17 protein-coding genes, 1 tRNA gene and 2 riboswitches are annotated in these 19,977 nt (G+C 69.9%); of the genes, 14 read left to right on the top strand and 4 right to left on the bottom strand.

From position 1 onward, the window contains the following. The first annotated feature begins 22 nt into the window (after positions 1–22). From AC3ZJJ_RS11670 to AC3ZJJ_RS11625, 10 genes are all read left to right on the top strand, one after another. A complete protein-coding gene (locus AC3ZJJ_RS11670; protein WP_489891987.1) occupies positions 23–979 on the top strand; it encodes a M23 family metallopeptidase in 957 nt (318 codons plus the stop codon). 146 nt (positions 980–1,125) lie between these two features. Next, positions 1,126–1,286: riboswitch (cyclic di-AMP (ydaO/yuaA leader) on the top strand. 5 nt (positions 1,287–1,291) lie between these two features. After that, complete coding sequence (locus AC3ZJJ_RS11665; protein ID WP_489891986.1) at positions 1,292–2,215, top strand: C40 family peptidase; 924 nt, start codon at positions 1,292–1,294, stop codon at positions 2,213–2,215. 189 nt (positions 2,216–2,404) lie between these two features. Further along, on the top strand, positions 2,405–2,905 hold the full coding sequence (locus AC3ZJJ_RS11660; protein WP_489891985.1) for an HNH endonuclease: 501 nt from the start codon (positions 2,405–2,407) through the stop codon (positions 2,903–2,905). Next, positions 2,902–3,651 (top strand): molybdenum cofactor guanylyltransferase, encoded by a 750-nt coding sequence (mobA, locus tag AC3ZJJ_RS11655; protein WP_489891984.1) that lies wholly within the window; start codon positions 2,902–2,904, stop codon positions 3,649–3,651. Before AC3ZJJ_RS11660 ends, mobA begins: the two co-directional genes overlap by 4 nt. Continuing rightward, positions 3,596–3,871 carry a DUF6457 domain-containing protein gene (locus AC3ZJJ_RS11650; protein WP_489891983.1) on the top strand — a complete coding sequence of 92 codons (276 nt, stop codon included), beginning with the start codon at positions 3,596–3,598 and terminating at the stop codon, positions 3,869–3,871. The genes mobA and AC3ZJJ_RS11650 overlap by 56 nt, the downstream gene beginning before the upstream one ends. Next, positions 3,871–5,076, top strand: coding sequence for a molybdopterin molybdotransferase MoeA (locus AC3ZJJ_RS11645; RefSeq protein WP_489891982.1), 1,206 nt, complete (start codon positions 3,871–3,873; stop codon positions 5,074–5,076). Before AC3ZJJ_RS11650 ends, AC3ZJJ_RS11645 begins: the two co-directional genes overlap by 1 nt. Positions 5,077–5,142: 66 nt before the next feature. Then, on the top strand, positions 5,143–6,024 hold the full coding sequence (fdhD, locus tag AC3ZJJ_RS11640; RefSeq protein WP_489895819.1) for a formate dehydrogenase accessory sulfurtransferase FdhD: 882 nt from the start codon (positions 5,143–5,145) through the stop codon (positions 6,022–6,024). Continuing rightward, positions 6,021–8,348, top strand: a complete 2,328-nt coding sequence (locus AC3ZJJ_RS11635) for an FdhF/YdeP family oxidoreductase (RefSeq protein ID WP_489891981.1) — start codon at positions 6,021–6,023, stop codon at positions 8,346–8,348. The genes fdhD and AC3ZJJ_RS11635 overlap by 4 nt, the downstream gene beginning before the upstream one ends. A gap of 11 nt (positions 8,349–8,359) precedes the next feature. After that, positions 8,360–9,142, top strand: a complete 783-nt coding sequence (locus AC3ZJJ_RS11630; protein WP_489891980.1) for an alpha/beta fold hydrolase — start codon at positions 8,360–8,362, stop codon at positions 9,140–9,142. Positions 9,143–9,190: 48 nt separating this feature from the next. Then, complete coding sequence (locus tag AC3ZJJ_RS11625) at positions 9,191–11,050, top strand: ABC transporter ATP-binding protein (protein WP_489891979.1); 1,860 nt, start codon at positions 9,191–9,193, stop codon at positions 11,048–11,050. Here the strand turns inward: AC3ZJJ_RS11625 and AC3ZJJ_RS11620 are convergent. Then, positions 11,047–11,472, bottom strand: a complete 426-nt coding sequence (locus AC3ZJJ_RS11620) for an NUDIX hydrolase (protein WP_489891978.1) — start codon at positions 11,470–11,472, stop codon at positions 11,047–11,049. The two genes, AC3ZJJ_RS11625 and AC3ZJJ_RS11620, sit on opposite strands and share 4 nt — an antisense overlap. Positions 11,473–11,644: 172 nt before the next feature. On the opposite strand from AC3ZJJ_RS11620, the gene AC3ZJJ_RS11615 reads away from it, so the two are divergent. Then, on the top strand, positions 11,645–12,874 hold the full coding sequence (locus AC3ZJJ_RS11615; protein WP_489891976.1) for an ROK family protein: 1,230 nt from the start codon (positions 11,645–11,647) through the stop codon (positions 12,872–12,874). Between the two features lie 287 nt (positions 12,875–13,161). Here AC3ZJJ_RS11615 and AC3ZJJ_RS11610 read toward each other — a convergent pair. After that, positions 13,162–13,238: transfer RNA gene (locus AC3ZJJ_RS11610), tRNA-Arg, on the bottom strand. 131 nt (positions 13,239–13,369) lie between these two features. Further along, positions 13,370–14,086 (bottom strand): hypothetical protein, encoded by a 717-nt coding sequence (locus tag AC3ZJJ_RS11605; protein ID WP_489891975.1) that lies wholly within the window; start codon positions 14,084–14,086, stop codon positions 13,370–13,372. Positions 14,087–14,199: 113 nt separating this feature from the next. On the opposite strand from AC3ZJJ_RS11605, the gene pcrA reads away from it, so the two are divergent. The 3 genes from pcrA to sucD all read left to right on the top strand — a co-directional run bounded on the left by pcrA (position 14,200) and on the right by sucD (position 18,893). Continuing rightward, positions 14,200–16,611, top strand: a complete 2,412-nt coding sequence (gene pcrA / locus AC3ZJJ_RS11600; RefSeq protein ID WP_489891974.1) for a DNA helicase PcrA — start codon at positions 14,200–14,202, stop codon at positions 16,609–16,611. A 186-nt stretch (positions 16,612–16,797) separates the two neighbouring features. Next, positions 16,798–17,961, top strand: a complete 1,164-nt coding sequence (gene sucC, locus AC3ZJJ_RS11595; RefSeq protein ID WP_489891973.1) for an ADP-forming succinate--CoA ligase subunit beta — start codon at positions 16,798–16,800, stop codon at positions 17,959–17,961. A gap of 11 nt (positions 17,962–17,972) precedes the next feature. Continuing rightward, on the top strand, positions 17,973–18,893 hold the full coding sequence (sucD, locus tag AC3ZJJ_RS11590) for a succinate--CoA ligase subunit alpha (protein ID WP_489891972.1): 921 nt from the start codon (positions 17,973–17,975) through the stop codon (positions 18,891–18,893). Positions 18,894–19,383: 490 nt separating this feature from the next. Here the strand turns inward: sucD and AC3ZJJ_RS11585 are convergent, their stop codons facing one another. Continuing rightward, on the bottom strand, positions 19,384–19,782 hold the full coding sequence (locus AC3ZJJ_RS11585) for a hypothetical protein (protein ID WP_489891971.1): 399 nt from the start codon (positions 19,780–19,782) through the stop codon (positions 19,384–19,386). 12 nt (positions 19,783–19,794) lie between these two features. Then, positions 19,795–19,940: riboswitch (SAM riboswitch) on the bottom strand. Positions 19,941–19,977: the final 37 nt, after the last annotated feature.

The following is a 19,977-nucleotide window of genomic DNA, read 5'->3' as shown; positions in this document are numbered from 1 at the left end:
TGGTCCACGCCCCGGGGAAGCCGTGCACCAGAACGCCGCCGAAAAGGAACTGCGCCGTCCGCGCGGAGAGTCGCGCCGCCTGGGTATGGCTGCCGCCGACCCGGTCGCGCCGAGCGCTGAGAGTGGCGGCCGCCGCTACTCCACTGCTCTCCGCTACGGCCCCACCGCCACGGGGGTGCGCCCGGACGCCACGACCGGAGGGCCCGTCCCCGGGGACGCCCCACCCGTCGCCTCCGGCCGCCGGGAGACGCTTCCCGTCGCCGTTTCAGCGCACGACGCCGCCAAGCCTCGCGGGGCGGGCGACTACCCCGCCCGCGTCCACCGCAGGTCGCTGGGCCTTAGCCACAAGATCGCAGCCGTCGCCGCGGTCTCGGGACTGGCCCTTGCCGCCGCCTACCCCAACCTCGGCGGCGAAGCGGCGGAGGAGCAACGAGTGGCCCAGTCCACCCCTGCTGTCAGCGACGTCAGCGTCCCAGCGTCCGACGAGTACGACGTCTCCCGCAGCACGCTGACCAGTTCGCACACCAAGGACGACGAGCTGGACTACCTGATGTCGGCGTCTGGCGGGGATGTCACCAAGGTGGACACGGGCGGCGTGCTGGCCCAGCCGCTGGACTCGATCCGTATCACCTCCAAGTTCGGCACGCGCGTGGACCCCGTCTCCGGGGTTGGCATCGTGACCCACATCGGCCAGGACTACGGCGCGAAGTGTGGGACCCCGGTGAAGGCAGCGGCCTCGGGCAAGGTCGTACAGGCGGCATGGGCGGGTCATTCTGGCAACCGGGTGCGCATCGACCACGGTAACGGGCTGGAAACGACCTATAACCACAACACCAGCCTGACCGTTGCCGTGGGGCAAAAGGTTGAACGCGGCGATGTGGTCGCTGCGAGCGGAACCACGGGTAATTCCACCGGATGCCACCTGCATTTCGAGGTGCTGGTGGACGGCGACGCCGTTGACCCTGCCGGCTGGTTGTAGCCACTTTTCGAAGTGCCGAGATCGGAAAAATATCATTCCGTGACCGGAATGTGACTTTTACAAATATTTCAGATACCTTAGAACACGTGCTGGATCGCCTATGGATCCAACACCCTCGCGCAGATTGCCTAACACTGCCACCGGGCGAGGTCCGTTCGCACAACACGCTTGGCAGTGGCGGGGGAACCAACTTTTGGGTCCGCAAGGATCCTTGGGGTTAAGTGCGCAGGGCCGGTATCCGGCCCCCGCACCGAGTGACTCCCACTCGAATCCGACAGCTCACCTCGCAGGCATTGGGAGAGGTTATTTATCATGTCCAAGCGTCATGCCTTGGGTCGCCACCGCGCGACTCCCGTTCGTTCGAACCCGCTGGAATCCATTTCCAAGGCCGTTGCCTCCAATGCAGGCTCCGTTGGCCGCCAGGCGGCAGTCATCGCCGCCGCTTCCGGTCTGGTCCTGACCCTGGGCGTCCCCGCCCAGGCCACCCCGGCCGTTCGTGAAGCCACGTCGGTTCCGGCCGAGACCCTCACCGCCGAGCGCGTTGCCGTGAAGGCCGTGGCCGTCCCGACCGCAACCGTGAAGAACTTCGAGATCGAGCGCGCCGAGATCACTTCCACCCCGGCCCCCGAGCCGGAGCCGGAGCCGGAGCCGGTTGTTGTCGCTGTTGCCGAGTCCGTCGACACGTCCGCCGCCGCGGACCGCGCCGCCGCCCCGACGACACGTGCCAACGTCAACGCGACGGCCGGCCAGGCCACAGCCGCCACCGCACGCACCGCCGCACCTGCGGCGGCCCCCGCGGCGGCCGCTCCCGCAGCAGAGGCCCCGGCCCCCAAGGTCCAGGCCAAGGCCGAGACCGAGGTTGCCGTCGAGGCAACCGCCAGCGGCAAGGGCAGCAGCATCGCCGCCATGGCGCTGCAGTACAAGGGCGCGCCGTACGTCTTCGGCGGCAACACGCCGTCCGGCTGGGACTGCTCCGGCTTCGTCAAGTACGTCTACGGCAAGGCCGGCATCAACATCGCCCGCGGCACCTCCGCGATCCTGGGCTCCGGCCAGTTCGTGCGCACCAGTTCCCCGAAGCTGGGCGACCTGGTGTTCCAGAACGGTGGCGGCCACGTCGGCATCTACATCGGCAACGGCCAGATCATCGGCGCCCAGAACCCGAGCGTCGGCACCGTGATCCGCCCGGCGAACAGCCCGTACGGACCGCTGTACGGCTACTACACGCTCCGCGGCTAACACCCGAAGCCATCGCGAAGGACCCTGCCCCACCGGGCGGGGTCCTTCGCGTTTAACCGCCGCAACCGGCGCGGGGGAGCGGAGTTGGCCCTCTCGGCATTAGGCTGGAACTCGCAAGCCAACGCTGAACGCCGCGGGAAGCGCCCAACCCCCGCCTCCGCGGCCCTGTCAGGACAACGAGGAACGCTGATGCGAACCCTGGTACTGAATGCCGGTTACGAGCCGCTCGCGGTGGTCACCTTCCGCCGGGCGCTGTTGTTGGTGCTGGCCGGAAAAGCCAGTGTCCTCGCCGAGGACGACGACGACCCGGTCGTGGGCCCCCGGACCGTCGTCGGCCGCCCCTCCGTCATCCTGCTGCACCGGTACATCAAGGTTCCCTACCGCGGATCCGCGCACGTGACGCGGCGAGGCGTGCTGCGCCGCGACGGCCACAACTGCGGCTACTGCGGGCGGCACGCCTCGACGATCGACCATGTCCACCCGCGGTCCCTCGGCGGCCAGGACACGTGGGAGAACCTGGTGGCCTGCTGCCTTGCCTGCAACAGCGCGAAGGGCCACAAGACGCTGCGCCAGCTCGGGTGGACCCTGCGCTTCAAGCCCACGCCGCCGCGCGGTCCGCAGTGGTACATCACCGAGCTGGAGCGGCCCGCCCCGGCTTGGCACGAGTTTCTCGGCAGCACTGCCGCATGAGGTTCAACGCGGTCATCGTCGCCGGCGGGCGCGGGAGCCGGCTTGACGGAGAAACGAAGCCGCTGCTGGTCCACAACGGGCAAACCCTGCTCGAGCACGCGCTGGCCGCCGTGTCCGGGGCGGAACGCATCGCCGTCGTGGGGCCGTCCGAACTTGCGCCGGTCATCGAGCGGAGCGACCGCGGCGGGGCCGCCACTGGGGGATCCGCTCCGTTGTTACTGACGAGGGAGGAGCCATTCTTCGGCGGACCGGCCGCGGCGGTCGCCGCGGGCGTGCGCGAACTTGCGCGCACCGCTCCGGCTGCGGGGCCGCCCGAGCTGACGGTCGTATTGGCCGCGGACCTAATAGACCCCAGCCCCGCGGTCGCAGGGGTGCTCGCGGCGGCGCGGGAAAACTTCTCGCCGGACGCGGCCTGGGTGCCGGTCGACGCGGGCGGGAGGCTCCAGCCGCTGAGTTGCGTGGTCGCCACCACGGGCCTGTCCGAGGCCATCGAAGCCGCGGAGTCCGAGTCCGGGGGACTGGCGAACTCATCGATGATGCGGCTGCTTGCTAAGGTGCAGATAGTCCGGTTGTCCCTCGACGGTGTCACATACGACGACATCGACACATGGGAGGACGCCGGGCGGGCAGGCATCAGCCTGGCCGGAACCGAGAAGCGGGCCACAGGCGGTGCCGCGACAGGAGGAAAACGTGGCGGAGCATCCGGAACTGGAGCCGTGGGTCCAGGAACTGCTGACGGCCTTTGAGCTGCCCGGGACGTCCGTGGACACGGACGAGGTGCTGGCCCTCGCCGGCGAGGCGGCCCACGGGGTGGTCCGGCCGGCCGCCCCGCTGACCACCTACATCGCGGGCTACGCCGCCGGGATCGCCGTCGGGCACGGCATGGCCTCCGAAGAGGAATGCATGGCGGCCGCCGCGCGACTGGTGCGCACGATGCTCAAGCAGCGCGCCGACGGCGAGCACTGATGTCGGGTGCCGACTGGCCGTCGGCGCGGGCCGTGGCCTACGCGGCCGGGCGCGAACTCGGGTCCCGGCTGTCCGCGGCCCACGAGGTTCCGCTCGCCGAGGCCGCCGGCCGCGTGTTGGCCGCACCGCTCTTCGCGCTGCATCCGCTGCCGCACTACGCCTCCTCGGCCATGGACGGCTGGGCGGTCTCCGGGCCGGGGCCCTGGCGGCTCCCAGCCTTCGCGGCCATCCCCACCGGGGCCGTTCCGGGAGTGGAGGACACACTGCTGCCGGGACAGGCGAGCCCGATCGTCACCGGCGGATCCATTCCGCAAGGCGCCACCGCCGTTCTGCGCCGCGAACACGGCGCGGAGGAAGCCGGCGTCCTGCGCTCCGATCACGAGCCGCCGGAGAACAAGGACATCCGGCCGGCCGCGACCGAGGCCACGACGGGTACAGAACTGCTGCCCTCCGGCACCAGGCTGACCCCCGCGGGCGTCGCGGTCGCGGCCCTTTCGGGGCACGACGGCGTGCTGGTGGCGCCCCGGATCCCCGTCCGGCTGGTGTTCACCGGCGGCGAGGTGACGGAGGCCGGCGTCCCCGGCAAGGGGTTCGTCCGCGACGCCTTCGGCCCGGTCCTGCCTGCCTGTGTCAGCGGACTCGGGGGCTCCGTCGCCTCGGCCGCCCGCATCGGCGACGATTTCGACGCAACGGTCGACGCCGTCGACGGTCCCTTGGCCCGAGAGGCGGCGATCGTGGTGACCACGGGCGGGACGGGCGGCTCGCCGCTGGACCACCTGCGGCCCGCGGCGCGCCACCTCGGCGCGGAACCGCTGGTCGACGGCGTCGCGGTCCGCCCGGGCCACCCCGCGCTACTGGCCCGAATGCCGGACGGCAGGCTGTTGCTCAGTTTGCCCGGCAACCCGCTGGCCGCCCTGGTCGCCGTGGCGACGCTGCTGGAACCCTTGCTGCGGGGCGCGGCGGGCCGCCCGGCGTCGGCCCCGCGCGAGGCCCTCAGCGCCACCAGCCACGCGCCGCTGCCGGGACGCCACCGCGTGGTGCCGGCGCGCTGGGCGGAGGGCTCCCAACAAGGCGCCCTGATGCCCGCCGCGCACACGGGCTCGGCCATGATGCGCGGGCTGGCGACGGCCGACGTCCTCTTGGTCGTGCCCCCGGAGGGTCTCGCCGCCGGCGGACCGGCAATCTACCTGCCCCTCCCGTGGTAGCGTCGCCATAACAGCCCCGGAGTGGCCCACGCCACTGCCGGTGCCGAGTTGCGCAAGGAGGACCCGATGGGACGGCTGACCCAACGCCGCAGGGTGGTCCGGCTGTCGCTGGAGCACGGCGAACGCACCCGCGAGGAGACCATGGCGGCCGAGGAGCCGCTGGAGATCCGCGTCAACGGCCGCGCTTTCAGCGTCACGATGCGGACGCCCGGCCACGACTTCGATCTGGTCGGCGGCTTTTTGGTGGGAGAGGGAATCGTCTGGTCGGCGGACCACCTCGAGAGCATGCGCTTCTGCGCCGGCGAGGACGAGGACGGGCGGCAGACGTTCAACGTCGTCGAGGCCCGCCTGGCCCCCGGCGTGGCTCCGCCGGACCCTTCACTGGACCGGCACGTCTACACGTCGAGTTCCTGCGGGATCTGCGGCACGGCCTCGATCGACGCCGTGGCCAAGAGCGCCCATTTCGCGCTGGACGCCGCGGCGGGACGCATCGACCTGAAGACGCTGCTCGCGCTCCCGGACGCCCTGCGGGAGGGCCAGGACCTCTTCTCCAAAACCGGGGGCGTGCACGCGGCGGGTCTTTTCGACACGGACGGGAACCTGCTGTGCCTGCGTGAGGACGTGGGGCGCCACAATGCCGTGGACAAGGTCGTCGGCTGGGCCCTGCGCGAGGGCCGGCTGCCCCTGTCCGACACCGTGCTCCAGGTCTCTGGCCGGGCATCCTTCGAGCTGGTCCAGAAGGCGCGCCTCGCCGGGATACCCGTGCTCGCGGCCGTGAGCGCGCCCTCGTCGCTCGCCGTGGAACTGGCTGACCGAGAAGGACTCACCCTCGCCGCCTTCAGCCGCGGCAGCAGCATCAACGTCTATACCCACCCGGACCGCGTTGGTCCACCATTGAGAAGCGTCGTGCCGGCCACGGCGGCCGCCCGAACCAGGAGCAACCCATGAACCGCGCCGCACCCGTAGAGGACATCAACGAGGACGACCTCACGGTCCACGCCCCCAAGACCTCGGCCGCCGGGGTGAAGGCGGTGATGGTCGCCATGGACCGCGGCCTGTCCCAGGCGGGCGTCTCCCGGACACTTCGTTCCATGCTGCGGGTGAACCAGCGCAACGGCGTCGATTGCCCGGGCTGCGCCTGGCCAGAGTCCATCACCGGCGCGCGCAAGCCGGCCGAGTTCTGCGAGAACGGCGCCAAGGCCCTCGCCGAGGAGAACACCACCCGCACCGCGGACGCGGCATGGTGGGCCGCCCATCCCATCGAGGAGCTGCGCGGGAAGACCGAATACTGGCTGGGGAACCAGGGGCGCATCACGGAGCCGATGGCCATCCGCGAGGGCGAGACCCACTACACGCCGATCTCCTGGTCCGAGGCCTTTTCCACCATCGCGGAACACATCAACAAGACGACGCCGGAGCGCTGCGTCTTCTACACATCCGGACGCACCGCCAACGAGACGGCGTTCCTGTACCAACTGTTCGCGCGCAGCGTGGGCACCAACAACCTCCCCGACTGCTCGAACATGTGCCACGAGTCGTCCGGCACGGCGATGAACCCCACCATCGGAATCGGCAAGGGGACGGTCTCCCTGGAGGACTTCGACCACGCCGAGCTGATCTTCGTGGTGGGCCAGAACCCCGGCACCAACCACCCGCGCATGCTCTCCGCGCTGGCGGACGCGCGGCGCAAGGGCGCCAAGGTGGTGGCCGTCAACCCGCTGCCCGAGGCCGGCCTGCTGAACTTCCGGGACCCACAGACCCTGGCGGGGACGGTCGGCGGCGGCGACACTATTGCCGACGAGTTCCTGCAGATCAAGGTGGGAGGGGACCTGGCGCTCTTCCAGGCGTTCGGCCACCTGCTGCTGCAGGAGGAGGAGCGCGTCCCCGGCTCCGTCGTCGACGGGGCCTTCGTCGACGGGCAAACGGACGGCTTCGCGGCGTACGCCTCCGCCCGCTCCGAACTGGACTGGGACGCGACCGAGGAGGCCACGGGCCTGTCCAGGATGGAGATCTCGGCCATCGCCGGCATGCTAGCCAAGTCCAAGGCCACCATCGTGTGCTGGGCGCTGGGCCTGACGCAGCAGCCGCACTCCGTCAACACGCTCCGCGAGATCATCAACCTTCTGCTGCTGCAGGGGAACTTCGGCAAGCCGGGCGCTGGAGCCTGCCCCGTCCGTGGGCACTCCAACGTTCAGGGCGACAGGACCATGGGGATCTGGGAGAAGCCCACGGAGCGGCTCCTGTCCGCCCTGGACGCGGAGTTCGGGTTCACCAGCCCGCGCGACCACGGCCACGACTCCACCGAGACGGTCGAGGCCTTCGAGGAGAACGACGTCGACGTGTTCGTCTCCATGGGCGGCAACTTCTCGCTGGCCTGCTCGGACACCGAGGCGCTGGAGGCCGGCATGCAGCGCGCGGGCCTCACCGTGCACATCTCCACGAAGCCGAACCGCTCCCACGTCGTCCACGGGAGGACGTCCATCATCCTTCCGACCCTCGGCCGGACGGACCGTGACGACAAGCACCCGGGCGGGCCGCAGTTCGTGACGGTCGAGGACTCCATGTCCGTGGTGCACACAACGCAGGGCCGCCTGGCCCCCGTCTCGCCGCACCTGCTGGCGGAGCCCGTCATCGTCGCGCGCATGGCGCAGGCGGTGCTCGGCCCCGAACATTCCGTGGACTGGAAGGCGATGGCCGAGGACTACGACGTGATCCGCGACCACATCGCGCGCGTGCTGCCGGGGTTCGAGGACTTCAACCGTCGTGTGCGGGGCCGGAACGGCTTCGTCCTGCCCAACCCGCCGCGGGACACCCGCACGTTCGCCACCGACATCGGCAAGGCGCGCTTCACCGTCAGCCCGCTGGAGTACCTCGAGGCGCCCCCGGGCCACCTGATCCTGCAGACGGTCCGCAGCCACGACCAGTACAACACCACGTTCTACGGACTCGACGACCGCTACCGCGGCATCTCCGGCGGGCGCCGCGTCATCCTGGTCAATCCGGACGACCTGGCCGAGCTCGGCGTGCGGGACCGCGACCTCGTGGACGTTGTATCCACTTTCGACGGGACGGAAAGGCGGGCCAACCGCTTCCGGCTGGTCGCCTACCCGACCGCCAAGGGCTGCGCGGCGGCGTACTTCCCGGAAGCCAACGCCTTGGTGCACCGCGGGCTCGTGGCGCGCGAGTCCAACACGCCCGGCTACAAGGCGATGATGGTCCGCTTCGTCCCGCACACCCGCGAACCCGGGAGCACGTTCGACGACAGGCGCTAGAAAGAGGAGCCATGGACAGGTTCGTGCGTTCGCACCGGCGGGAGCCGCGCACCGTGGTCCTGCTACCGGGAACGTTGGTCCCGGCCGCGGTGTACGACGTCGTGGCGGCGCGCCTCACGGCGCGCGGCGGCTTCGATCCGGTGGCCTTCGAATGGATGCGCGAGGTTCCCGAGCCGACGCTCCGCACGGTCGCGGAGGCGGTGGCCCGCTTGATCGGGGGACGCGGACACGGCCCCGCGATCGTGGTCGGACATTCCACGGCCGGGGCCATCGCGGCCCTCACGGCACTGTCCCATCCGGACCTCGTGGCGGGACTGGTCCTCATCGATTCGGGCCCGAACATGCGCTCGCACACAAGTATCCAAGGGATGCTCGAGGGGCTCAGGGCATCCGTGACGGAGGCCCAATGGCGCGGGTACGCGTGGCTGAACATCGCATCCGGGACGCCTGCCCAGCGCGACGCGTGGATCCAGGCGATGGTGGAGTTCAGCCGGCTGGTGGGTCCGGACCCGGCCGTGTCCGTGCTCGAGAGCCAAGTCGCGGCGGACTTCATCGCGCCGGACACCGGCACTGGCATCCCCGCCCGGCGCATTCCGGCCGAGGGCCTGCCGGTGGAGCTCCTCCACGGCGCCCTCGACGCCAAGCGGAAGCCGGTGGATTCGCGGGCGTGGCAGGCCGTGTTCCCCGACGCCGACTTCACGCTGGTGCCCCGTTGCGGGCACACCCCGCCGCTGGAGGCCCCCGCCGACGTGGAACGTGCGATCACCCGGCTGGAGGACCGGCTCCACGCGTAGGATGGAGGGTCGGGGCGCGCGCCCCGACGCTGGAGGGAGCGCAACACGATGAGCATGGAAAACGCCGCCTGGGGTTCCCTCTGGAGGCTCGCCTCGGCGGACAAGCGCAAGCAGTTCGCGCCCGGAACCGTCCGCCGCGTGATCGACTTCGCCAAGCAGTACCGCGGACGCCTCACCGCGTTCATCCTGGTCTCCGTCGTCGCGGCCGTGCTGGCCGTGGCCACCCCGGTGCTCGCAGGCCAGGTCGTCGACGCCATCGTGGCCGGCGGTCCGGTCTCCGCCGTCCTGAGGCTCGCCGTCCTGATCGCGGCCGTCGCCGTCGCCGAGGCCGGCGTGACGATCCTGACCCGCTGGCTGTCCTCGAGCCTGGGCGAGCAGGTGATCTACGACCTCCGGACCCGCGTGTTCGACCACGTCCAGCGAATGCCCATCGCCTTCTTTATGCGCACCCGGACCGGCGCGCTGGTCAGCCGGCTCAACAACGACGTGATCGGAGCCCAGTCCGCCTTCGCCGGCACCCTCTCCGGGGTGGTGAGCAACGTCGTCGCGCTGGCGCTCACCGCCGCGGTGATGCTCAGCACCTCCTGGCAGGTGACCGTCCTGTCCGTGCTGATGCTTCCCATTTTCCTCATTCCGGCGCGCCGCATGGGGGTCACGCTGGCCCGGCTGCGGCGCGAGGCGGCGGACCACAACGCCACCATGGGGACCCAGATGACCGAGCGGTTCTCCGCCCCGGGGGCCACCCTGGTCAAGCTCTTCGGCAGGCCGGACGCGGAGTCCGCCGAGTTCGCGGCGCGCGCGTCGCGGGTGCGCGACATCGGCGTGAAGATGGCCATGCGCCAGTTCCTCTTTGTCACCGCGCTGACCCTCGTGGCGGCCCTGGCCCTGGCGCTCGTTTACGGGCTCGGAGGCGTGTACGCGCTGCGCGGGCAGCTTGCGCCGGGCGACGTCGTGACCCTTGCCCTGTTGCTCACCCGCCTGTACGCGCCCCTGACGGCGTTGGCGAACGCGCGGGTGGAGATCATGAGCGCGCTCGTGAGCTTCGACCGGGTCTTCGAGGTCCTTGACCTGAAGCCGCTGATCACCGAAAAGCCGGACGCAAGACCGCTGCCGGAGGGCCCCGTCTCCGTGCGCTTCCGCGACGTCCGGTTCGGGTATCCGAGCGCCGACAAGGTGTCCCTCGCTTCGCTGGAAGAGGTCGCGGTGCTGGATACCCGCGGCGGCGAGGAAGTGCTGCACGGGGTGGACTTCGAGGTCGAGGCGGGGAAGACCTACGCGCTTGTTGGTTCCTCGGGCGCCGGGAAGTCAACGATCGCGCAGCTGCTGGCCCGGCTGTACGACGTCGACGAAGGGGCGGTCGAGCTGGCGGGGGTCGACGTCCGGGACACGACCTTCGAGTCGCTGCGCAACACCGTGGGCATGGTGACGCAGGACGGCCACCTGTTCCACGAGACCATCGGGGCGAATCTGCGGCTCGCCGCTCCGGAGGCCGCCGACTCCGATCTCTGGGACGCGCTGCGCCGGGCGCGGCTCGAGGAGTTGGTGCGTTCGCTCCCCGACGGACTGGACACGATGGTGGGGGAGCGCGGCTACCGCCTGTCCGGCGGCGAGCGCCAGCGCATGACGATCGCCCGGCTCCTGCTCGCGGCGCCGCGGGTGGTGCTGCTGGACGAGGCGACCGCGGCGTTGGACTCCACCAACGAGGCCGCCGTGCAGGCGGCGCTCGCCGAGGCGTTGGAGGGCCGCACCGCCGTGGTCATCGCGCACCGCCTCTCCACCATCCGCTCCGCCGACGCGATCCTGGTGGTGGAGGACGGAAGGATCCTCGAGCGGGGAAGCCACGCGGAGCTGCTCGCCGCCGGCGGCCGCTACGCCGAGTTGTACCGCACGCAGTTCGCCGACGTTTAGGCGCGCCGTTCCCCGGCGGGCCGCGCGCCGAGAAGTTCGGGGAGCACGTGCTCGCGCAGCAGGGGCGCGATGTCGGCGCGGCGCAGGGCGTCTCCGGGGTGCTCCCAGACCATCTCCTCCAGCTCCGCGGCCACCCGGGGGTCGCCGTCGAGGACGGCGCCGAAGAGGTGCGCCAGTATGCTGGTGTCCGCCTCGTTGGCCGCCGCCCCCGACCACCGGCCCAGAGGGACCAGGTCCTCGCGCCGGATGACCAGGCCCAACTCCTCGTGCACCTCCCGCAGCGCGGCCTCGTCCGGTGATTCTCCGGGCTCGAGTTTGCCGCCGGGCTGCATAAAGACCGTTGTCCCGCGTTTCCGCACCAACAGGATGCGTCCGGATTCGTCCAGCAGGCGCACCGCGGCGATGGTCAACAGGTTCGGCATGCCGCAAAGCCTAGCAACGCGGCGCGCCCAAAAGTGAGCTGGACGACTTGAGGCTACTCAAATGTAGAATCGAAGTTGAATCGCCCGAGATGCCTGAAACGTTGGGGGACGTTGACACGGGGAAACCTGCCGGGGCGAGAGCATTCCGACGCGGAACAATGATGGAGACTAAATGCAGCGCGGCACCAATCTTGGCCGGCTCGGCGACTTCAATCAGGCGGTCATTTTCGAATCGATCCGCCGCGCCAAAGACGGGGTAAGCCGCGTTGAGCTCGCGGAGTCCACGGGACTGTCACCGCAAACGATCTCCAACGTGGTCCGGCGCCTCCTCGACGACGCGCTGGTCCGCGAGGACCGCACCGTCGTCTCCGGTCCGGGCAAGCCGAGGACGGTGCTCGAGCTCGAGGCCAACCGGCTGATGGCCATCGGCATCCACATCGACCCGGGATTGATTTCGCTCGTGATGGTGAACCTGCGTGGCGAGGTGGTCGCGTCCGAGCGCCTGGACACGCCGTCGGTGGAGGTGCCGGAGCGAACCATCGAGCAGATGGCGCAGACCGTCGAGGCCCTGATCGCCGAGTCCGGCCAGCCGCGGGAGAGGATCGTCGGCGTCGGCGTGGCCGTTCCCGGCCCGCTGGACCCCAAACGCGGGATCGTCACCGGGCCGCCCCTGCTGGACGGGTGGACCGAGGTGGAGATCGTCAAGCCGCTCGCTGACCTGTTGCACCTGAACGTCATCCTGGAGAAGGACACGATCGCCGCTGCCGTCGCCGAGTTGTGGAATGGCACGGACGAGGAGAACGGGCCGAACTTCCTCTGCGTCTACGTCGGAACCGGCGTCGGGGTGGGCATGGTGCTCGGTGGCGAGGTCATGCGCGGGGTCAGCAACAACGCCGGCGAGATCGGCCACTACTCCGTGGGCGAGGAGACGGGCCCCTGCGAGTGCGGCCGCAACGACTGCCTGGCCGGAGCGCTCTCCTTCGAGAACGTTGCCCGCCGCGCGGCCGCTGTCGGCATCGAGCTCGACGCCCCCGAGGGCGCGAACGTGGCCGAACGCGCCGCGGCGCTCAACCGGCTGGTGGAGATGGCCCGGGACGGGAACACGGTGGCCGTCGAACTGGTGACGGAGTTCTGCTCGCGCGCCGCGGACATGGTCGGACAACTGGTGAACGCCCTCGATGTGGACCGGGTGGTGTTCGGCGGCCCCGCGTGGTCGCAGGTCGGCGACCTGTGCCTCAAGACGGTCACCCGGGTCATCAACGAGCGCTTCACGGCGAAGGACATCCATCCGATCCGCGTCGAGAGCTCCAAGCTGGGCCACCGGAACGCCGCCATCGGCGGGGCCTGTGCGGTCATGGACGCCACGCTCTCCCCGAAGGCAAGTGCCCTGCTGTTGCGCTGACCTTTCCGGCGGGCGCGCGGATTGACATTGCATCTCTAATGGATTTAGATAATAGGGTGGTGTTGCGGCAACCGAACCGCCCACCGTCGCGGCAGAGCGGGTCTCAAGAGCCGCCGCGACCGGTGGGAGAACGGCGGTTCTGGCAGTCGGGGGACAACACCAACTGGGGCCACTGGCCGGTTGACGCTGAAGATGATGCATAGGGAGCCATCGGACTCTGGACCGGCCGGTGGCCCTTCCCTCTTTTAAGCGCTTCCGACCACCCGCCGAGGCGGTCGAAAGCCTTCTGGTGCCCCTGACCGGAATTGAACCGATGGCCTACCCTTTAGGAGAGGGTCGCTCTATCCAACTGAGCTACAGGGGCGGGCCCGCCGGGCCATTGGCCGCGGCGGACAGCAACCATACTAGCGGCAGCCGGCCGCGTCGTTCCAAACGGCGGCCGACGCGCGGCGAACCGGGCGGCCCGCGGTCTTCGGAGCGTGGCGGGCGGCCCGCCTACGCCAGCCCGGCGTCGGCCCACTTCTTGCGGAACGTGGACACGAACGCACGCACCAGGACGAACCCGGCGACGCCGACCGTTCCGATCAGCATGATCCAGCGCGCGATCGTCAAGGCGCTGGCCAGCGCGACGGCGCCCGGATCAACGGCACCGGCGAGGATGCCATCGATCGCCGAGTTCTCCCACAGGTCGAGGACCGCGAACAGCATCGGGACGGCCCACAGGCACCAGCGCAGTGCGCCGCGCGCCACATGGATGTTGACCGCCAACATGGTGATCAGGGCCAGGAACAGCGGGAAAAGCAAGCCCGCCGTCTTGTGCAGGTAGTTGAGCTGGCCCCGGGCCGCGTCGTCCATGTTGGCGCGCAGGGCCTCGATGTGCGCCACGTCGTACCCGCCGAACAACTGGTCGGGCACCGCGAGCCCGCCGGTGAGGTCGGTCATCTGGTTCAGGGTCAGCAGGTGGTAGTACCAGAACAGCAGGACCGCCGCGCTGAAGCCTGCCAACAGGATCAGGTTGGCGTTGGACTGTGCGGCCTGCGGGGTGCGCGTGGTTGTGCCGTTGGCCACCGGGGGCCGCGCCGCCGAACGGTTGGCCGCCGCGCCCCCGGCGGCCGCGGGGCCGCGCGAAGCGGTCGGACCGGTGGCGCCGGCCCGTGCGGCTGGCTTGCGGTTTTGCTGGGGACGGCGGCGCTGGCCGGGCTTTTTCGACATCCCTCAATTATGCGGCCCGACGCGGCGCGGCCGCGCGTCCGGTCCGCGGGGTCCGCTTCCGGGCCGTGCGCCGCCGCCCCGTCGCTGTGCCCGAACCGTAGACTGGATGCACCATGGATTTCCTCTTCGACGGTTTCTCCTCGCCGCCCGCCCGTCCCGCCCGACCCGATGCCGCGGCACTGCTCGAGGGCCTGAACCCGGAGCAGGAACAGGCCGTAAGGCACGCGGGGTCCCCGCTGCTGATCGTTGCCGGAGCCGGTTCCGGCAAGACGCGCGTGCTGTCCCACCGGATCGCCTACCTGCTGGCCACCGGCCGGGCGCGTCCGCATGAGATCTTGGCGATCACGTTCACCAACAAGGCGGCGGCGGAGATGCGCGAACGCATCGGCGCGCTGGTGGGTCCCGACGCCGACCGCATGTGGATCTCCACCTTCCACTCCTCCTGCGTCAAGATCCTGCGCCGGGAGGCGCCGTCCGTGGGTCTGAAGTCCAACTTCTCGATCTACGACTCGGCCGACTCGCTCCGGCTGATCACAATGGTCGCCAAGGGGCTGGACCTGGACCCGAAGAAGTTCGCCCCGAAGGCCATGGCGCACAAGATCTCGGCGCTCAAGAACGAACTGATCGACGACGAGGACTTCGCGGCAACCGCCGGCGGCGGCGACCCGTTCAACGCGGCGGTGGCGGAGGTCTACCGCGGGTACACGCAGCGGCTGCGCCAGGCCAACGCCATGGACTTCGACGACCTCATCGGCCAGGTCGTCAACATCTTCCGCGCCTTCCCGGCGGTCGCCGACAACTACCGGCGCCGCTTCCGCCACGTCATGGTGGACGAGTACCAGGACACCAACCACGCGCAGTACTCCCTGGTGCGCGAGCTGACGGGCCCGGACGGCCACACGCCCGGCGGCGAGCTCACCGTCGTCGGCGACTCCGACCAGTCCATCTACGCCTTCCGCGGTGCCGACATCCGCAACATCGTGGAATTCGGGAAGGACTATCCGGACGCCGAAACCATCAAGCTGGAGCAGAACTACCGGTCAACGCAGAACATCCTCACCGCCGCGAACGCGGTCATCTCGCTCAACCCCGACCGTCCGGAAAAGCGGCTGTGGACGGCCGAGGGCGACGGGGCCAAGATCGTCGGCTACGTCGGGGAATCCGAGCAGGACGAGGCCCGCTGGATCGCCGACGAGATCCTGCGGCTCAACGACGAGGACGGCATCCGCCCCGGCGACGTGGCCGTCTTCTACCGCACCAACGCACAGTCGCGGTCCCTCGAGGAGCAGCTGATGCGCGTGGACCTGAAGTACAAGGTGGTCGGCGGGACGCGCTTCTACGACCGCAAGGAGGTCAAGGATGCGCTGGCCTACCTCCGGGTCCTCGTGAACCCGGAGGACGACATCAACGTCCGCCGCATCCTCAACGAACCCAAGCGGGGGATCGGGGACCGGGCGGAGTACGCGGTCGCCGCGCTGGCCCAGCGCGAACGCATCGCGTTTATGGCGGCGCTCCGCCGAGCCGAGGAGGCCCCCGGGCTGGCCACGCGCAGCGTGAAGTCGGTCGCCTCGTTCGTCAAGATCATCGACGACCTGGCCGTGGTCGCGGAGGGCTCCGGCGCGGCGGCGTCGCTCGAGGCGGTGCTGGAGCAGACCGGCTACCTGGAAATGCTGCGCAAGTCGGACGACCCGCAGGACGAGTCGCGCGTGGAGAACCTCGCGGAACTCGTCGCCGTCGTCCGCGACTACGAGCGCGACAATCCGGAGGGCACGCTCGGTGACTTCCTGGAGCAGGTCTCGCTCGTCGCGGACGCCGACTCGATTCCTGACGCGCCCACCGACGAGGAGGGGGCGGCGATGGCGCGCCAGGAGGGTGTGGTCACGTTGATGACGCTCCACACCGCGAAGGGCCTCGAGTTCCCGGTTGTGTTCCTCACCGGAATGGAGCACGGCATCTTCCCGCACCAGCGGTCCATGACGGACCCCAAGGAGCTCGCAGAGGAGCGCCGGCTCGCCTACGTGGGCCTGACCCGGGCGCGGCGGCGGCTGTATGTCACACGCGCGGAGTACCGGAGCCTGTGGGGCCAGTCGCAATACAACCCCGCCAGCCAGTTCCTCGAGGAGATCCCCGCCGGACTGCTCGACTGGAAGCGGGAGGGTGTGGTCCGCACACCGCTGGGAGGCTTCGGGGGCTCCCTCCGCAAGGACTTCGCGACGAGCCGCTACGACGCCGGATCGCACTGGGGGGCGGGCGGCGGAGGCCGGCAGGCGGCCGGGCGCCGGACCGGCGACGCCGAGGGCGCGTCCCTGCGCACGGTCCCGACAGCGCGCGCCGCCGGGCGGGTGCAGCCGCAGAAGGAGGTGGTTGCCCTGTCCGTGGGGGACAAGGTCAGCCACTCCGCGTTTGGCGACGGGATCGTCCTGGCGCTCGAGGGGGCGGGGGACAAGACCGTGGCCAAGGTGAAGTTCGGGGGCGACGAGAAGCGGCTCCTGCTGCGCTACGCGCCCCTCACGAAGACCGCCTGAGCACCCGCTTTTCCATAGCGCGAAACGTGAACCGTCTACAACTTGTAGAACTGTGCGCTTCCTCACGAAAGGGTTAGTCTGAACGGGGCGTCTTGCGCCCAGGGACTAAAGTTCCACTTGGACCGCGGGCCAGACGTGCCGCGCTCCAAGCCAGAAACGACTTCGACGTAGAAGGACACCAAGCCCGTGGACCTGTATGAATACCAGGCGCGCGATTTGTTTGAGGCTCACGGAGTACCCGTGCTTGCCGGCATCGTTGCGTACACACCCGAAGAAGCCAAGGCCGCTGCCGAGAAGATCGGCGGCGTAGTCGTCGTCAAGGCGCAGGTGAAGGTGGGAGGCCGCGGAAAGGCCGGCGGCGTCAAGGTCGCGAAGAACGCCGACGAGGCCTTCCAGTACGCCACCGACATCCTCGGCATGGACATCAAGGGCCACACCGTCAACAAGGTCATGATCGCCCAGGGCGCAGACATCGCCGAGGAGTACTACTTCTCCGTGCTGCTGGACCGCGCGAACCGCAACTACCTTGCCATGTGCTCCGTCGAGGGCGGCATGGAGATCGAAGAGCTGGCAGTCGAGCGCCCCGAGGCCCTCGCGAAGGTCGCCGTCGATCCCGCCGTCGGAATCGACCAGGCCAAGGCCGACGAGATCGTCGACGCCGCCGGGTTCGCCCCCGAACTGCGCGAGAAGGTCGCAGCGGCCATCGTCAAGCTCTGGGACGTCTTCGTCAAGGAGGACGCGACCCTGGTCGAGGTCAACCCGCTGGTCAAGACCGGCGCCGGCGAGATCGTCGCCCTCGACGGCAAGGTCTCCATCGACGAGAACGCCGCGTTCCGCCAGGCCGGCCACGCCGATCTTGAGGACAAGGACGCCACCGATCCGCTCGAGGCCAAGGCCAAGGAGCTGGACCTGAACTACGTCAAGCTCGACGGCCAGGTCGGCATCATTGGCAACGGCGCCGGACTCGTGATGTCCACGCTGGACGTCGTCGCCTACGCCGGCGAGAACCACGGCAACGTCAAGCCCGCCAACTTCCTGGACATCGGCGGCGGAGCCTCTGCAGAGGTCATGGCCGCGGGCCTCGACGTCATCCTCAACGACGCGCAGGTCAAGAGCGTGTTCGTCAACGTCTTTGGCGGCATCACCGCGTGCGACGCCGTCGCCAACGGCATCGTGAAGGCCCTGGAGATCCTGGGCGCGAAGGCCACCAAGCCGCTCGTTGTCCGTCTCGACGGCAACAACGTCGACGAGGGGCGCCGCATCTTGGCGCAGGCCAACCACCCGCTGGTCACCCTGGCGACCACCATGGACGAAGGCGCCGACAAGGCCGCCGAACTGGCGAACAAGTAAGGGATCAGAGAATGTCTATCTTCCTTAACAAGGATTCCAAGGTCATCGTCCAGGGCATCACCGGCGGCGAGGGCTCCAAGCACACCGCCCGCATGCTGCACGCCGGCACCCAGATTGTCGGTGGCGTGAACGCCCGCAAGGCCGGCACCACGGTCACCCACGGCAACAAGGAGATCAAGGTCTTCGGCGCCGTCTCCGAGGCCATGGCCGAGACCGGCGCCGACGTGTCCATCGTCTTCGTTCCGCCGGCCTTCACCAAGGACGCCGTCGTCGAGGCCATCGAGGCCGGCATCGGGCTCGTCGTGGTCATCACCGAAGGTGTGCCCGTGCAGGACGCGGCCGAGTTCTGGGCCCTGGCCCAGTCCAAGGTCGACGCCGACGGCAAGCAGGTCACCCGGATCATCGGCCCGAACTGCCCCGGCATCATCACTCCGGGCGAGTCGCTGGTCGGCATCACCCCGGCGAACATCACGGGCAAGGGCGGTGTCGGCCTGGTCTCCAAGTCCGGCACGCTGACCTACCAGATGATGTACGAGCTCCGCGACCTCGGCTTCTCCACCGCCATCGGCATCGGCGGCGACCCGATCATCGGCACCACCCACATCGACGCCCTTGCGGCGTTCGAAGCGGACCCGGACACCAAGGCGATCGTGATGATCGGCGAAATCGGCGGCGACGCCGAGGAGCGCGCGGCCGAATTCATCAAGAACAACGTCACCAAGCCGGTCGTCGGCTACGTGGCGGGCTTCACCGCTCCCGAAGGCAAGACCATGGGCCACGCGGGCGCCATCGTCTCCGGCTCCTCGGGCACGGCGCAGGCCAAGAAGGAGGCCCTCGAGGCCGCGGGCGTCAAGGTCGGCAAGACCCCGTCCGAGACCGCGCACCTGTTGCGCGAGGTCTACCCGGAGCACGAGCCCGACTCGAGCCTCTAGGCCCCACGGTCCGAACGGACCCACCACGACGCCGGCCCGCACCATCCCTCGGATGGCGCGGGCCGGCGTCGCTTTTGGTCCTCTTGCGCGACGTTTTGTCCGGTCGTCGCCCGAGGTTCGCTATTTCGGTTCGGCCACGTTCCAGCCGCACTAACAGGGCGCCTTCCGCGCCGTCCGCCCGGACCAGCTACGTGCCGTTCCCGCCGGAGTCTCGCTCAAGGAGGCCGGACTGGCCGAACCGTACGGCGTGGCGCTGCACGCGGCGGCCCGGGCCGGGCACGTGTCCAGCCGGAGCGTCCTGGCCAACGGGTGCGGACGCATCGGGGCGCCCGCCGGCGCCGCGCGGGTGGTCACCTCCGACCTGTCCGACACCGCGCTGGACATCGCGCGCCGGACGGGGGCGGTCGAGACGCTGAACCCGTCCCGTGGCGACGCCCTGCCGCTGGACGTGGACGTGGCCATCGAGGCTTCCGCGGCGCCGGGCCCCGGGTTAGCCGCAGGCGGCGGCCGGCTGCCGGGCCAGCGTGAAGAAGCTGGTGCCCGCACGCTCGAACGCGCCGGGGACAAGGACCCGGCCGAGGCCCGGGCTCCACTCCACGGCGACGCCGGGCGGGGTGGCGGCCTCGGGGACTGCGGCCAGCAGCGCCTCGAAATCGGCGGTGGCCAGGATCCATTCGACGCTGCCGCTGCCGACCCGGACCAGGCCGCGGTCCGGGCAGAGCCGGAGCGTGGCGCCGATCCAGTCGTTCGCGAAGCGCGGTTCGGTGTGGGAGGCGAGACGGCGGACCGGGCCGCCCGCCAGCGAGTGCGACGTGCCGCGGGGCCCGTGGGCCACGGCGGACAACTGGCGCTGGGGATGCGGGGACTCGGGCTGCTGCAGCGGGGCCATGGCGGGCCTTTCGGATTGTCCTTGCCCGCGGCGGCTGCCGTGGGCCGCTTCGTCATCCGAACCACCCGCCGAACAATCCGGGACGCGGACCACTCGGGTCCCGTCCCACGTGGGGTTGGTGCATGGCCAGTCGGAGCTTGGCGCCATGTCTCGTGAAGCTGACAAGAGCCTAGCGCGAAAAGCGGCGCCCCGTCC

It is taken from the genome of Arthrobacter sp. AOP29-A2-19, assembly GCF_058138025.1.
The sequence above is the reverse complement of the archived record's forward strand: the minus strand, read 5'-3'. Positions and strand labels throughout refer to the sequence as shown.